At 41.9% G+C, this 16538-nt stretch carries 10 protein-coding genes; all 10 read left to right on the plus strand.

All coding sequences use genetic code 11. The annotated features are described in order from the left end of the window. The first annotated feature begins 167 nt into the window (after positions 1-167). Positions 168-644, plus strand: a complete 477-nt coding sequence (locus VRUMOI_RS02085; protein WP_231897475.1) for a substrate binding domain-containing protein — start codon at positions 168-170, stop codon at positions 642-644. 327 nt (positions 645-971) lie between these two features. Then, a complete protein-coding gene (locus tag VRUMOI_RS02090; RefSeq protein ID WP_231897476.1) occupies positions 972-1826 on the plus strand; it encodes a TnsA endonuclease N-terminal domain-containing protein in 855 nt (284 codons plus the stop codon). After that, the gene (locus VRUMOI_RS02095; RefSeq protein WP_089138326.1) at positions 1810-3891 is read left to right on the plus strand and encodes a Mu transposase C-terminal domain-containing protein; all 2082 of its coding nucleotides are present in this window, start codon (positions 1810-1812) and stop codon (positions 3889-3891) included. The genes VRUMOI_RS02090 and VRUMOI_RS02095 overlap by 17 nt, the downstream gene beginning before the upstream one ends. Then, a complete protein-coding gene (locus VRUMOI_RS02100; RefSeq protein WP_089138325.1) occupies positions 3891-5528 on the plus strand; it encodes an AAA family ATPase in 1638 nt (545 codons plus the stop codon). The genes VRUMOI_RS02095 and VRUMOI_RS02100 overlap by 1 nt, the downstream gene beginning before the upstream one ends. Continuing rightward, positions 5529-7073: a TnsD family Tn7-like transposition protein gene (locus VRUMOI_RS02105; RefSeq protein WP_089138324.1), complete on the plus strand. Its 1545-nt coding sequence runs from the start codon at positions 5529-5531 to the stop codon at positions 7071-7073. Continuing rightward, positions 7031-8629, plus strand: a complete 1599-nt coding sequence (locus tag VRUMOI_RS02110) for a Tn7-like element transposition protein TnsE (protein WP_089138323.1) — start codon at positions 7031-7033, stop codon at positions 8627-8629. Before VRUMOI_RS02105 ends, VRUMOI_RS02110 begins: the two co-directional genes overlap by 43 nt. Positions 8630-8947: 318 nt before the next feature. Beyond that, positions 8948-9688, plus strand: coding sequence for a TnsA endonuclease N-terminal domain-containing protein (locus VRUMOI_RS02115; protein WP_231897477.1), 741 nt, complete (start codon positions 8948-8950; stop codon positions 9686-9688). A 4-nt stretch (positions 9689-9692) separates the two neighbouring features. Next, the gene (locus VRUMOI_RS02120) at positions 9693-11759 is read left to right on the plus strand and encodes a Mu transposase C-terminal domain-containing protein (RefSeq protein WP_231897478.1); all 2067 of its coding nucleotides are present in this window, start codon (positions 9693-9695) and stop codon (positions 11757-11759) included. Beyond that, positions 11752-13338, plus strand: a complete 1587-nt coding sequence (locus tag VRUMOI_RS02125) for an ATP-binding protein (RefSeq protein WP_089138320.1) — start codon at positions 11752-11754, stop codon at positions 13336-13338. Before VRUMOI_RS02120 ends, VRUMOI_RS02125 begins: the two co-directional genes overlap by 8 nt. Positions 13339-13396: 58 nt before the next feature. Then, positions 13397-16510: a type I restriction endonuclease subunit R gene (locus VRUMOI_RS02130; protein ID WP_089138319.1), complete on the plus strand. Its 3114-nt coding sequence runs from the start codon at positions 13397-13399 to the stop codon at positions 16508-16510. Positions 16511-16538 lie beyond the last annotated feature (28 nt).

Raw genomic sequence — 16538 nt, forward strand, 5'->3', positions numbered from 1 at the left:
TTTATCTTAATATGATAAGGGTTACACATCAGACGCAAGGTAAGCTAAGGGTTTGGCGCAATACTCTATTTACCCGAGATAGAAGAGTTGCTCGAACAGCCCCCCTTATTGTCTATTGATCTGACTGTCGGTGATTCGATTTCAGATTTTTTCTGGTTCAGGTTGATATGGCTCTGCGTCACGGAAAACCAGAAGACTCATCTATGGTTTCATTTCATATCGCGACCATGAGCAGGGGCACCTGCGCATCCTCTGCCTATATATCTAAACATGGTGAGCCAACGCACCCTAATAGCTTGAAGGAGCATAATTGCTTATTGCACTGTCGGGCTGGTCGTTTATTTAACGGTTGGGAGTACGCTGAACATTCTGGTTCATACAAAGTCAAATTGGATAGCAATCGAGTAAGCAATGATACCGACATAGTTCGTAGATGGGCGGTTAGTGGCAAAGGGATAGCGTATCGCTCTCAGATAGATGTCCAATCAGATCTTCGTAGTGGGCAACTTGTACAGCTTTTACCAGGCTTTGAATCACCATCTTTTGAGTTAAATCTAATCTATCCAAGCCGAGAGCAGGTTAGCCCAGCTGTTATTGCTTTTCGGGAGCTACTCAGGAAGAAAGTGGCACAAATCGTTTCGTGATAGTTTTTCGTGCATTAACATTCAGTGTGGCAGCATAAAAAATATTCGCTCCCAAAATCGATCATGTTAGAAATGGTCCAGCCTAGTCCAACTCAGATACCGTTAAAAACTGTGACTGAGTACGTTTGGGATGCCAAAAGTCATTCGATGGGTAGATTACGCCCAAAGCGTCTGAATTGTTTCTGTCCAATTTCGTTTCAGACGGTAAACAAAGCTACTTGGAATTGTGAGGTAGAAGCTGTCCGTATATCGTGACTATCAATTCTCTAATGACTTAAATTAAGTAATAAAGTTGCATACCTATTGTTAGCCCTTTATGCTTGTTTTATGTTCAATTTTCTAGTTTTGGTTCATATGGCAAGAGGCAAATATTCTCCATCAGAAGCTAAATACAACCGTTGGATTCAGCAAGGTCGAGGTAGTGGGCAGAGAGCTGACTACCTTCCTTGGATAACGGTTCGAGATGTTCCTTCTGACGGGCGATCTCATCGTGTTTTTGGTCATAAAAGCCAACGTACCCACCATTTACTTTCAGATCTTGAACTTGCAGTATTCCTTACTCTCGAATGGAACTCACAAACACTAGATATTCGAGAACAGTTCCCTCTCAATCGTGAAGATACACTTCAACTTGCTTCTGAGTATGGCATCAAACACCCTGCTGAAAGGGGTGTTAAGTTGTTCATGTCATCAGACTTCTTAGTTGATAGCTTAGATAAACAACAACCTCAATACGTTATCCAAGCTAAATATTCTGATGCCTTAGAAGATCCGAGAATAGTTGAGAAACTAGAGCTAGAGCGGCGATTTTGGTTGATGAAACAGATCCCGTGGTATTTGGTGACAGAAAAAGATGTATCGCAAACTTTAGTTCAGAACATCAGTTGGATCTACCCTGCTGAGAGAGATGAAGTTTCCGATGATATTTTGATAGATCGTACAGCGTTTTATAGTGAGTTATTTCAGCAATATCCTCAAAAGACTATTGTAGATACCTGTAAATATGTCGATCAAACCTACAATCAACCAAACGGCACTTCCATCTATGAGATAAGGCAACTGCTTGCTAATCGTTGCTTTTACTACGATATGTCTCATCCATTCCACTTGCTGACCGCTCAGGATTTGGTTCCTGAAAATATGGTTACCTTGATAAGGGCTCGCCATGTTTCAAATCAATGAAGTACTTCAGTTTGAAGATAAAAAATATCGAATATTAAGCCAACTTGGTGATAGCTATGTCTGGATTTCCATTGATGACAAAAGCGACTTTCCTAGCATCATAGATCTCCACTCTCTTAAGCTAGCAATACAAGATGAAATCCTCAATCGAGTTGATGACCCGTATTCTTACCTAGTTATGCTTGCCCCCGAAGAAGGAAGCGTTGCTCAGATAAAGCGTGATACGAACTATGAGTTAATACGACCAATCATCGAGTTAGACGAGTTCTATAAGCCGGAAGTGCGTGGAGAAGCTATACGATTAGTGTTGAGCTCTCATAGGACAACCAAACAAACCTTGTACCGCTTGATTCGTCAGTATTGGCAGCGAGGGCAAAGTGCAAACGCATTACTACCAGACTATAAGAACTCCGGTGCAAAAGGGAAGAAGCGTATTCCTGGGGATAAGAAACTTGGCAGACCAAGAAAGTACATGCCTGGTGTGGGTGTTAATGTCGATGAATTTATTGAAAAGCTCTTTCGTATCGCCATTCAAAAGTATCTCCTTACTGATAAAGGCTACTCATTTCCTTATGCACATCGACGTTTTAAGGATATGTATCAGAACTATTTTCCAGGTACACCGGAAGAAGAGATTCCTTCAAATTGGCAGATGAAGCACTTCTATGAACGTGAATACACCCAAGTTGAGAAGTTAAAAAGCAGAGCGAAACCTAATGCGTTCAGTAATGATATTAGCCCACTGAAAAGTACGGCTAACATGCATGCGCTAGGGCCAGGCTCTCGTTTTGAAATTGATGCCACCATCGCTGATATCTACGTGGTATCGGATCTCAATCGAAGCTGGATTGTAGGGCGGCCTGTTGTTTACATCGTTATTGATGTCTTTAGCCGTTTAGTAGTTGGCTTTTATGTAGGTTTTGAAAACCCATCCTATGTGGCTGCAATGTTGGCACTTCAAAGTGCAATGACCGATAAAGTAGAGCTGTGTCGTGAGTTCAACATCGAGATTGATTCAGAAGATTGCCCTGCAATTGGTTTACCTGATGCAATCTTAGCAGATCGGGGTGAACTTCTCGGCCATCAAATTGAGAGTTTAGAGAAGAGCTTTTCGGTGCGAATCGAAAATACACCGCCATATCGAGGTGCAGCTAAGGGGATTGTTGAAAATACCTTTAAGTGGCTACAAGCTGATTTTACCCCGTTTGCTCCAGGGGTCGTGAGTGGCACGACCGTTAAGAAACGTGGTGGTAAAGACTACCGTCTTGATGCCAAGCTTTCGGTCTCTGATTTCAAAGAGATTATTCTTTCTTCCATTCTTTATCACAATCAATATGCGGTATTAGAAAAGTATGACCGCTCACCGGATATGCCTGTAGACCTTCCTCTTGTTCCATTAGAACTGTGGAATTGGGGACTTCAAAATCGTACTGGTCGATTACGCACGGCCTCTAAAGATGATATTCGACTTGGACTTTTACCACGCTCTAAAGCGACAACGTCTCGATTTGGTGTCTGCTTATTTGGTGTCTATTACACCTCGGCAGAAGTACTGGCTGAAGGTTGGATGCATCGAAACCGTCATGTATCTAAACCAGACGAAGTAATGGTGGCTTACGATCCCAATCTTGCTGATGAGATTTACTTGTTTCCCTTTAGTGATAGCGCTGAATACTGGGTTTGTCGGTTATCAGATCGCTCACGAGAGTTTGTAGGGTGCTCTTTTTGGGAAGTCTGGCAGCGACAGGGACAACAAAAGGCGACAACAGCAACCAGTAAAGTACGCTCAGATACACATAAAAGAGCCCATGAACGCCGAGTGATTGAGAAAATTAAGCAAGCTGAAAAATCGAGCCCTGATGTTTCTACCATTACTAAATCTGATCGAATTTCAGCAATCAGACCAAATAAAAAAGATGAGCTTGAAAGGGAGCGGGAGCATCGAAGAACTCAAGTAAGTGATGAGGAACGTGATAGTGCTGAGATTATTCATTTAGCCGAGCCTGATGATAGTTACCACTACCCAAGCTATGTCGATGAATTATTTGATGAGGATGACGATTGATGACTTTGCCGAAAGAGTACGTCAAAGCCTTTTACCGAACCACGGGTAACCCATCTTATGATGGAAACCCCTTCATTGAAGCTTTAACTCCGATTATGGAGATTAAGCAACTCAAAGAGGGGTTAAAGGGTAAGGTTAATTTTTCTTTGGATAATTTAAGGGCTAAACCACGCAAAAGAGCACATATGGTTGCCTCTTTGCTCGATGATTTCTTTCAACCCCTCTCTCAGCACGTCCTCTTGGAAGAAAAAATATCGATAATGATACGTCGAGGTTATGTCAGCAGGAACATAACTGATGGGTCGTTAAATGAGCGTTTACAAGATGGTTACGAACGGATTATGGCTGGTGATTCTGAAAGCCAGCGATTCAGCAATGTATTAACAACAGCTACTTGCTTGTCATTGATTGGGTGTTCTGGGAGTGGTAAAAGCTCAACATTGGGACGTATCCTTGCTACTTACCCTCAGGTTATTTACCACGAACAGCACAATTTCTATCAACTGAGCTATTTAAAAATTGAGTGTCCCAATAATGGTTCGCAGAAAAGTTTGTGTTTGAATTTTTTTAGAGAAGTAGATCGGTGTCTGGGCACTACTTATCTTAAGCAGTATCGGACGGCTACTTTAGGGGAAGATAACTTACTGAATTTAATGGGACAGGTCGCAAATGAACGGGCGATTGGCGTTTTAGTCATAGATGAAATTCAACGCTTGAGAGTTAAAAGATTTGTAGGTCGAGAACAAATGCTAGAGTTCTTTGTTGAGCTAGTTAATACAGTGGGTATTCCTGTTGTGTTAGTCGGCACTCCCAAAGCTCGACCATTATTTGAGATTGAACTCCAATCGGCTAGGAGAACAACGGGTATTGGCTCTCTTGAATGGTCACCTATGAGGCAGTACCCCAAAGATCCAAGAGCTAGAAATGAATGGGTTGCTTTTACTAATAAGCTTTGGCGCTATCAGTGGCTTAATAAGCGAGATGAAGTACTCAGTGATGAGATTAGAGACTGTTGGTATGAGTTATCCCAGGGTGTTCTAGATATCGTCGTCAAACTATTTGTGTTAGCTCAATTACGTGCAATTGCGACAAATCTAGAGCGTATTACTGTCGATGTTATGAGATCTGTATATGAGGACGAACTAAAACCGGTACATGCGATGCTTGATGCTTTGAGGAGGCAAGATTCTACAGCAATCAATAAGTACTCCGATCTTCACTTATCTGATTTTGATAAGAAAGCACTTACTCTATATCAGAAGATTAGTGAACTGCCTGATGAGCCAGAACTGCCGTTTAGCAATAACGAACAAGCTATGCGTCTTTATAACATGCTAGTTCAAATGGATTGCCAATCTGAGCTTTTAGTGCCGCTGATTGAGCGCATCTTTGAAGAGCAGCCAAAGCTGACATTACGAGATATGATGCCAATGATACTTGAGTGGTATGAAGAATCGAAAGTGCAGGAGTCTAAAGAGCCGAAGGCAGTGAAAGCTGAATTGGTTAAGCATAAAGACTGGGGTGGCTTAGAGAGTAATGACTTACGCTTTATTCATTCTCAGCTAAACGAAACCGAATCGTTTTACAGTGCGCTCAAAGAAAGAGGGCAAATGCTCGACTTGAGAGCAGTTAATTAAATGCTTGGCTTTCCCGTTCCTTACCCAGAAGAGCTGATTTATAGCGTTGTGGCAAGAGCGGGAGTTCATGCTGGTATAACCTCACCAAAGTTACTTTTAGAAACCGTTTTTGAAGATAGAAAGGTAATCCCAACTGTCGATTTACCAAGTCACTTATCTCAAATATCGGGTCAGTATCCATCATCATTGGAGCTAACTACTCTGTCATTGATATATCAGCATACGCTTTTTCCTATCTATGCTCCCTTTGTCAGTGAGGCTAAGCGACAAGATGGTATTGAGTGGATGGCTGAGCAATCTAAAGGGGCTATTCATATCGTTTTTGGTGTAGTTGCCTCTCTTGTGAAGCAGACGCAGTATCTTCGATATTGTCCTAAGTGCTTTGAGGAGCAACGCACCCTATATGGTGAAAAGTATTGGGTTAGAGGTTGGCAAGTACCTGGTGTGACTTGGTGCCTGAAACACCAAACTCCGTTACTTCAATCAGCACTACCACTCCACCATGAAAAGCGGCATCAGTTTTATCCTGCGAACATATCGAGCAATGACAATCCGATTCGAGTGTTAAGAAAAGAGTCATTGTGGGTTGCTAATTGGGCTCAACAACTATTAAGGATAATGCCAAACACATCTCCTACCGCTTACCAGTGGAGTTGTTATTACCGTGACTTAGCCGTTCAATTTGGTTGCCATAGAGGGGCGTATATTAATCATTCTGAGGTGGCTGAGAAAATTAATGTTCATTGGAGTCAAGAGTGGCTATCAGGGAGTTATCTTTTGATAACAGATAAGGAAACCTGTTGGGCTAAGGATATTCTGCGCAAACATCGAAAGTCGTTTAGTTTCCTACAGCACTTGGTGGTTCTCTCTAGTCTTTTTGGGAAAGTGCCTTGTGCCTCTACGGTTGTTGAAAGTGTTAAGCAATATCCTACGAATAAACCTATTACTCAGAAAGTTAGCTTGGATCTCGTTATTGATCGAAGCAAAAGGTTGCAATGGATCACTTTACTCAAGGCTCATGGGAGCAAGCGAGCAAGGTTGAATGGCTCACAAAGTTTGTATATATGGCTGTATCGGCATGACTATGAGTGGCTTATGAAAATCAACAAGCGATACCGAAGAGAGAGCCGCTATGAGGGTAAGCGTGTAAATTGGACGGTTAGGGATAAGAAGCTCGTTCGCCGTTTATTTAAAACGCTTAGAGAGCATGAGCAGAATGATTTCTCACCACGGCTATCAGCTACGTATTTGCTCGCAAAAATGGGGCTCGGTGCGATGCCTGAACGAAAGTATCGCAATCTGCCCCTCACTCGACAGTTTCTTCTTAAGTACTCGGAATCGGTCACACAATATCAGATCCGTCGACTGACCAATGAGTATATTTCTCAACATTTACAGCCTATTCAAATTGAACGGTGGCGTTTGCTCAGGAACTCAGGTTTGAGTGAAGAGCGTCTAATGCCATTGACTCGCTGTTTTCTACAAGGATTGATGGAAGGTATATGGGTAACTACAGCTATAAGCACATCCCCGAAAGCGCCATAGTGCTTGGTATCGGTTCGTTATTTAAGAAAAGGGATAATGTTTACTGGGGAGTTAACCTTTCTTTTTCGCAAAAAGTCGATCGTCCATCAATACGGATTTCTGGTGCTCCATTGATTCGTCGGCATAAAACATTGAGTGCTAATCAGGGCAATACGACGAAAGGTAAGCTTTTAACCTTTAAAGTTGAGAATGCTCAACGATGGAAGAGAAAGCGGTTAAATGAGTGTCCTGCTCTCGGCTCAATGAAGATAAAAGAGCGAAACCAAGAGCAATGGTGCTTTGAAATTGAACTGAAAGATGGAACCGTTGTTTTTTTGCCACAGTTTGAGTTCGCCAGAGTTCTGTTCTTACACGATAACTACATGTCGAGAGTGTGCCTTGAGCACGGCAGACTATCATCAGATTTCAATATCAAAGAACGAGATGGTCATTGGAAGATAGACGCAATGCCAGCGTCTAGTTACCCACTTGACGCCTACAATGATGATAAGTGTCGTCGCTTTCTAAGTTGGGTGTTAATGGATCCTGAAGCGAGAAAGTCGTTTGATAGTATTCAGCAAACTATGATGAAAGAGCATTATTTTCAAGGTCAATATCAGAAGTGGGATTTTTCATTTATACCGCCAAGCCTGCAAGGAGCTTCACTTCAAGTTGCTGGGTGGAGTGACTGGAATACTAACAGTTTCTTTGCTTGGGAAGTCAGACGAATCGATAATTTGCCATCTTCAATGCCAGAAGAGATCGATTTCTATCATCCTAAATTTGAGCGAAAAATTAATGCTCAAGGAGGTGGAACTTACAAAGGGCGTCCAGAACGCCCTGAAGACCATGATCTTGACGATAGTGAAGATGCAAACCAAAACGAGAAGCGAGTTACATTAGGTACGGATGCTGTGCAGTGTTCTTTCGCCACCCCATTTAAGACCAACAAGACCACGAACAAGGTCAAAGACACTAAGAGCGGTAAGCCAGATGAAGATGAGCCAGGGGAGGTTTCTTCGACTTTATCCCCTAATGAAAGCGATATTACAGGAACTATCCCCGGTGCCGATTACGACATTTTGAATGATGAAACGGATGATGCCGATCTCTATAAGAACAAGTTTGACTGTTTCTTTGATGTGATGGATAGACTAGAAAAACTTGATGGACTTTATATGAAACGTTTCCCCTTAGCTAAGTTGCCCAAGCTTCCACGTTGCAAAAAACACATGCTAGCCGACGATGCGAACCCTCGATGTATTGCTATTGTTGAGGTTGCTTACCAAGGCAGTGTATTTCATATCATCGAAGTCGATACCTCTGATGCCAAAGATTCACTATCAACGATGGTGCTGCAACTAAGTAGCCAAGGAAGTCTGAAAGATAAAATGAGGGAACTCGCAACTCGAATAGTTAAGAAGTCAATTTCTTGGCCTACAGATTACCTTGAAGAGATCTGTGGCGTAGGTAACTTCAAAGGTGTTTCCCACCCATCATGTAAGCACAAAGGGTTGTTAGATCCTGCTGACCTAGAGAAGTGGGCTGATAGGTTTATGGTGCGATTGGTCGGATAGCGATGCCTTTTATCGCTGTTTTTCTCCAGTGATACGATAGAGCATAGGTTAAGCGACGAACTGTAATTATCCTCTTGCAAGATAAGCTTGTTGATTATTTGGAGCGAACCTTAAGACTGTAAAAACAAACAACGGGTATGAAACTCTATTACTCAGTTTCGACTCCATTTGGGCTGTGGTGCTCGTTTCAGTATGATACTTTATTTTTCTGAGGAGTTTTTCATTGATAAAAAAATCAATGAGTTAGATGGTTGTTAGTATGAGACTTTATTACTCGTGTACACCGATCTCAAAAAGTTCAACACACGAGGAAAAGGCGTGGGTAAAGATTATCAGCCTTTTATCTATATTCATGAATTAAGTAGTTTGGGCGAAAGCTGTCGCAGTAACAGCGTTACGGTTGGTCGAGTCCATCATCTTCTATCTCGACTTGAGTTAGCTGCTTTCCTCTCATTTGATTACTCCTCCAATACCATCGATATTCGCGAGCAGTTTCCCATTCCCATCGAGGATACTTTGGAAATATGCCGGCAGTTAGGAATCAAACATCCTCAGATTTCAGGCAAGCTCAAAGTTGTTACTACAGATTTGCTGTTAGATTTAAAAAAGCAGAAACAATTGGCATTGACTGTTAAGTATGTTGAAGAGTTAACGGATCCCCGAGTTATCGATAAGCTCCAAATTGAAAAAGCGTATTGGGATAATAAGGGAGCTGACTGGCGTATATTCACTGAACGCCAAATTGAACCTGGCCTAAAAGAGAATCTACAATGGATTCATCCTGCATTAGTTAATGATTCCGGTGAACGTTCAAACCAAGAACTGTTGAGCATAGTGGAACGCCTGTTAACTCATCAAAACGTAAAAGTCGGTGGCTTGTGTGCTCAACTTGATGATAGTTACCAAGTAGAACCTGGTTTTCATATAGAAGCATTCCGATTAGCTATTGCGAGAAAGATAGTTTTAGCACCATTGACGCAATCATTTTACCACTGGACAACAAGTGAGTTGGTTATTACTGAGCACTCCCTAGCGTTAAGGAGAGGCAATGTATCTTAATCAGGTGTATTTAGATAATGTAACTTCGCATCGCTATCGGGTTGTATGGGAACACCTGAACTTTTGTATGTTGATTGATATTGATGATGAAAGCGCATGGCCCGTTCAGTTTGATATTGATGACTTATTGAATCCCGAGCAATTTTCACAAATCAGTGAGCCATTTACTTTACCTTCGGTTGAAATAGGGAGTATTTCGGCAGAAAGAAGAGATGAAGCTTACTGCGCGATTTCACATCTCCTTGATAACTACACTTTACTTTTTGATAAAGCGACTCGAAATCAGTTAATTCGAGAACAATTAGAGAAGATCGATAAACCGAGAATCTATATTCTTCGCCAGCTTAGGCGTTATTGGAAACGAGGAATGGCGCCCGATGCTTTAGCTCCTGATTACGAGAAGTGTGGGAGCGCCGGTAATCCAAGAAGAAATGTTAAAAATAAGCTTGGTCGTAAACGCAAACATGCTGATGGTGAAGGAATTATTATTACCGACGAAGTGGCTGATTTATTTCGTTTGGCAATAGATGGCTTTTACTTGAAAAATGAAAAAGTGAATCTCAAAGATGCTAAAGATAGAGCGGTTGGTTTCTACAAATCTCGTTATCCTAAAGCGGATAAAACGAGCATACCCACACTATCTCAATTTAAATATTTCTATAAAACCAACTACCAGACTACCCATGTTCTCAAAGCTCGTACCCCACAAATCCAATTCAATAAGGATACAAGCCCGTTAACGAGTACTTCTGCTTATTTGAATTTTGGGCCAGGTGCTAGATATGAAATTGATGCAACAATTGTTGACCTGTATTTGGTCTCTGGGTTAGATAGAAATCGCATCATTGGACGGCCCGTAATTTATTATGTTAAAGACGTATTCAGCCGTATGGTGGTTGGGCTATATGTGGGTCTAGAAAATCCATCTTGGGCGACAGCTACGATTGCCTTAGCGAATGCTTTTTCAGATAAAGTGAAATATTGCCAAGAGTTTGGGATTGAGATTGATTCATCAATGTGGCCAAGTATCGGTATTCCAGCCACGATTACGGCTGACCGAGGGGAAATGTTAGGGAGGCAAGCCGATGTTCTAGTTAACCGCTTAGGTATTTCACTAACCAATACCCGAGCGTATCGGGGGAGTGATAAAGGTGTTGTTGAACGAGCATTTAAAGAAATGCATGCGAAAATAAAACCTTATGCCCAAGGTGTTGTAGAGCCTCTGAATGGCAAAAAGCGTATCGGGCATAGATATGAATTAGATGCTGAACTAACGCTTCGCGCATATACTAAAATCGTTATTCATCATGTAATTAATCATAATACGACTCACGTTGTTACTAAATATGATTTTGCTCCTGATATGCCAACTGACCTTGTATCTAAGCCAATTGAACTTTGGAATTGGGGTGTAAAAAATCGTACTGGTAAGCTAAGGGTTGTGGATGAAGAACTCGCTTTTATCAATATGCTTCCTCAAGGTAAAGCAACTGTCTCTGTCACTGGAATCAAGTTTAATAGTATGTCCTATACCTGTAGTGAAGCTATGCAGATAGGGTGGTTTCATCGCTCGAAATCAGTGACTAGACCAGAATTTGTTGATATTTCCTATGATCCTAGGAATACAAACGTAATTTACTTAAGGCCTGATGCTCGATTCGATTCTTATTGGGTCTGTTTATTGTCGGATAAAAGCCGAAGATATCGCGATATGTCGTTTGCTGAAGCTAAGCTTATGTTGTCACAGGCCAAGAAAACGGAAGCAACCAATAAACAACAAGAAGACTTTGAAGCTCCAGATTTACAGCAGGAAATCATGCAGATTGTTAAACAAGAGCGAGATAAAAAAGCACAATCTCCATCTTCTCAGACTAATACTGAAAAGCTTCGTGGCATTCGAGAGAACCGCAATGCAGAAAAAGAATTAGAACGACAAAAAGATAGAAATGAGTTGGCTGATAAATCGAAAAAACAAGAACTTGCTCCAGTTGTTCCAATTCGTTCATCAGATTCGGATGAATCTTTGGATTTTCCAGATTTAGATTCATTCTTGGAGGATGATGATGAATAGGATTCGTACTGCATGTTACATTGATGCTGAAATTCAAGAGTATGAGGGCCATCCGTTAATTAATGCCTTACCACCAATTAACTCTCCGGAACGAACCGCTAAGTTATTGTATAGATACCCAAAGATAACCGATGAAGAAAGGGCTTTACCGGGTCATATTAAACGTCATGCGATGATGAGAATACTGGATAAGTTTTTGTATCCTACAAAAGCTCATTCTCAGCTCGAACAAATGATATCTGGGATGATACGTAGTGGGTATCTGAGCAGAAATATTGCAGATAAAAGTTATGTCGAATCATTAAATGCTGTCTATAGAGTCAAGAGTGTTAAATTTCGAAGGAATGCAGGCAATGAAGCTTTAGTTAGCTCTGTTATTGGCTGCTCTGGCGCAGGAAAATCGACGGCGGTTGAAGCGATTTTAAATAGCTATGAACAAGCTATATTGCATCCAGATTATCAGCATGTACAACTTGTATGGTTAAAGTTGGAATGCCCACATGATGGATCGGTTAAGAGTTTATGTATTAATTTCTTTAGGGCTGTTGATGAAGCATTGAGTACTGATTATCAAGAAACCTATGTAAAACCGCGGTCATCGGCAGAATCATTGCTGGGTGATATCGCCAGAGTTGCTGTATTGCATTCGATTGGGATTTTGGTTATTGATGAAATTCAGCACCTTGATCATTTTAAGTCCGGCGGATCAGACCGAATTCTAAACTTCTTTGTGGCGCTAACTAACGTTATCAAAATCCCCGTTCTTTTTGTCGGCACACCAAAAGCAAACCAAATTTTTAGTCCAACTATGCGCAGTGCGAGGCGCGCAGCTCAATTTGGTAGTTTGAATTGGGGGCGTTTTAACCGTTCCACTCAACCTCAAAAAGACGATGAGTGGGAAAAATTCTTTGCTCGTTTATGGAAACTTCAGTGGTTTCAATCACCAGTTCCGTTAACCGATGGTATACGTGACTTATTTTGGGAGTATACTCAAGGAATTGCGCATATTGCGGTGGTTTTGTTTTATCTTTGCCAAGTGCGAGCGGTTATCGTTGGAAAAGAACTGATCGATAGAAAGCTTGTCGAGAAAGTGTATAACGAAGAATTATCTATTGTTCATCCGATGATTAACGCTTTAAGAGGTGGGCGGGAAGAAGATATTCTGAAATATGCAGATCTTGATTTGCCGCTCAAAGAGGTCTTGGTTCTTGCTGAAGGATCTGAGGAAGTTATTGAAGATGCTTTTGAACAAGAATCATCATTAAGTTCTGATAAGCAATCCAAATTAGTAGAGTTGCTTCAACAGTTTAATATCGGCAGTGATTTGGCTCCTATTTTAGCCAAACAAGTTATGGATCAGTTTCCAAACGAGGATCTATTTAGCTTAGTCACTAAAGTTAAAAAACTGAAAGATCCAACACCTCAGATCAAAAAGAAAAAGAAGAAAAAATTTGAGGATTATTCTCCTGTTTATATCCCTAATGACTTACGAATAATGAGAGATGATGATCCTGAGTTCACCTACCAGAACTTAGTGAAAGGCGGCGTGGTAATAGACTTATTGCAATATTTGAGTTAACTAAGATACGTCAATGACGTCAGTACATAGGCTACTAAAAAGAAAAAGCATAGACGATATGAAATTTAATGAAGACTCGCGAGTGAAAATACCCGCAATTTTGCATTTGATGCGACTCGGATATAAGTATCTGTCACTTAAAGACATTAGTTGGGATCTCGACACCAATATCTTCCCTGACGTATTCAAAACTGCTATCGGCAAAATCAACCCTGGTATTGAAGATGTAGAAGCGGGGCGCTTGCTGGAAGATGTCAAACTATTGCTCGATAACGAAGACTTAGGCAAAGCCTTTTTTGAGCGCCTGTCTGAGCGTTCAAATACCAAACTGATCGACTTTGAAAACTTTAATAACAACAGCTTCCATGTTGTCACAGAGCTCACATGTCAGAATGGCGATGAAGAATTCCGCCCAGATATCACACTGCTCATCAATGGCATGCCGTTAGTGTTTATCGAAGTGAAGAAGCCAAATAATCGCGAAGGTATCTTGGCCGAGCGTGACCGCATCAACAAACGCTTTCAAAACCCTAAGTTCAAGCGTTTTGCCAACATCACCCAGTTTATGATTTTCTCCAATAACATGGAGTACGACGACGGCGACCCAGAACCAGTACAAGGCGCTTTTTATGCCAGCAGTTCTTACCATAAGCCGGTATTTAACTATTTCCGCGAAGAAGAAATCTTAAACTTAACCGCTTTGTTGAAGCCGGTATCGGATGATGATGAGCTAAAAGTCTTAAAAGACAATAATCTGGAAGTGATCCACAGTAATCCAGAGTTCCAGACCAACAAGCAGCCCGAGCGCCCAACCAACCGCATTTGTACCTCTTTACTCAGCCGTGAGCGCTTAGCCTTTATTTTGCGTTACGCATTGGCGTATGTATCGGAATCTGACGGGCTACAAAAACACATCATGCGTTACCCGCAGTTGTTTGCTACCAAAGCTATTGAGCAAAAGCTAAGCGAAGGCGTTAAAAAAGGCATAATTTGGCACACCCAAGGCAGTGGTAAAACCGCCCTAACGTTTTACAACGTGCGCTTTTTAACTGACTACTTCCAAAAGCAGCAAGTCATCCCTAAGTTTTACTTTATTGTTGACCGCCTAGACCTACTGCAACAAGCACAGCGCGAGTTTACCGCCCGTGGTTTAACCGTACACACCATCAACTCACGCGATGCCTTTACCCGTGACATCAAAGCCACACAGGTGATCCATAACCATTCTGGTAAGCCCGAAATCACCGTGGTGAACATTCAAAAGTTTAAAGATGATCCAGATGTGGTCAGCACCAAAGACTACAATGTCGCGATACAGCGCGTGTATTTTTTAGATGAAGTACACCGAAGCTATAACCCCAGGGGCAGTTTTTTGGCCAACTTGAGTCAGTCAGACAGCAACGCCATTAAAATTGGCCTAACTGGTACGCCGCTATTGGGTGACGACTACAACTCACGCGCTTTGTTTGGCGACTACATTCATAAGTACTACTACAACGCGTCCATTGCCGACGGTTACACCTTGCGGCTAATTCGTGAAGAGATCAGCACCCAATACAAAATTGAACTGCAAACAGCCCTCGAAGAAGCCGAAGTGAAAATGGGCGATGTGGATCGTAAGCTGATTTACGCTCACCCAAGCTTTGTTGAACCCATGCTGACTTACATCGTAAACGATTTTGAAAAAAGCCGTGGTACATTAAACGATGCAACCATTGGTGGCATGGTTATTTGCGACAGCTCAGATCAAGCCAAGCAGATGTTTGAAATCTTCAATGGTGTTTATGCTGATAAGCCTATTCTGCCGAAAACAACCAGTTCAAAAACCGAAGTGCTAGAAGTTTCCGAACCAACGCCAACGGATTATTCTGAATCAGTTAAACAAGCCCAAAAGGTAAAAAACGCTGCTCTGATCCTGCATGACATCGGCACCAAAGAAGAACGTAAAAATTGGGTAGAAGACTTCAAAGCAGGCAAAATCGACTTTTTGTTTGTGTACAACATGCTACTTACCGGTTTTGATGCCAAGCGCCTGAAAAAGCTCTACCTTGGCCGGGTGATCCGCAAGCACAACCTGCTACAAGCCCTCACCCGAGTGAACCGCACTTACAAAGACTTCCGCTACGGTTATGTCGTCGATTTTGCCGATATTCGTAAAGAATTTGATGCCACTAACAAAGCCTATTTCGACGAATTACAGTCAGAATTGGGCGACGAAATGGAGCACTACTCACACCTGTTTAAATCTCAGGAAGAGATCAAACAAGAAATCGATCATGTCAAAGACGTGCTGTTTCGTTTTGATACCGACAACATGGAAGAGTTCTGCAACCAGATCAGCCAAATACAAGATCGCGACACTGTGCTGGCACTCAAAAAAGCCTTGGCCGATGCCCGCAGCTTGTATAACTTAATTCGCTTGCAAGGCGAGTATGATTTTCTCGATGAATTGGATTTTGCCAAGCTCAATGTGCTGTATCGCGAAACCAGTAACCACCTTGATTTACTCAACCTTAAAAACGATCTAGAAAGCGGTGAAGACACAAGTAATCTGCTCAACCGCGCCTTAGAAGATGTGATCTTCAAGTTTGTAAAAATCGGCGAAGAAGAGCTGGTTCTGGCCGACAAGCTGAAAAACACCCTGCGCCAAACCCGCGAAGCACTGGCCAGCAATTTTGATCAGCAAGACCCGCAGTTTATTAGCCTAAAAGAAGAGCTAGAGCGGCTGTTTAAGAAGAAAAACTTAAGCGAAGTGACTCAAGATGAAATGGTTGCCAACATCGACGCGCTGAATAAAATTCACGACCGCGTCAAAGAGCTCAACCGCCAAAACAACCAACTGCGGCAAAAGTACTTAGATGATGCTAAATACACTCGTATTCACAAGCGCTTACAAGAGCGTCAGAAAAACCAAAGCGACATCAGCGAGTCAGAGCGTAAAATTTTCGAGGCATTAGCAGGCGTAAAACAAGACGCCGACGAGCAAGTGCTCAACAACAGCCAAGTACTAGATAACGAAAGCTACTTTGAACGCCAAATGATGCCGCTGGTGATTGGCCGATTTATGAAAGAACAAAATATCAAACTCAACGCAGACGCCTCACGTTACATTAATCACCTTGTCGTCGCGGAATATTTAAAAGAATTTAATACTGGCAGCCAAGCGTGGTAATGCGAGTAAAACTGATTAGGAAGAAAAA

This window comes from Vibrio rumoiensis (assembly GCF_002218045.2).
GTDB classification, from domain to species: domain Bacteria; phylum Pseudomonadota; class Gammaproteobacteria; order Enterobacterales; family Vibrionaceae; genus Vibrio; species Vibrio rumoiensis.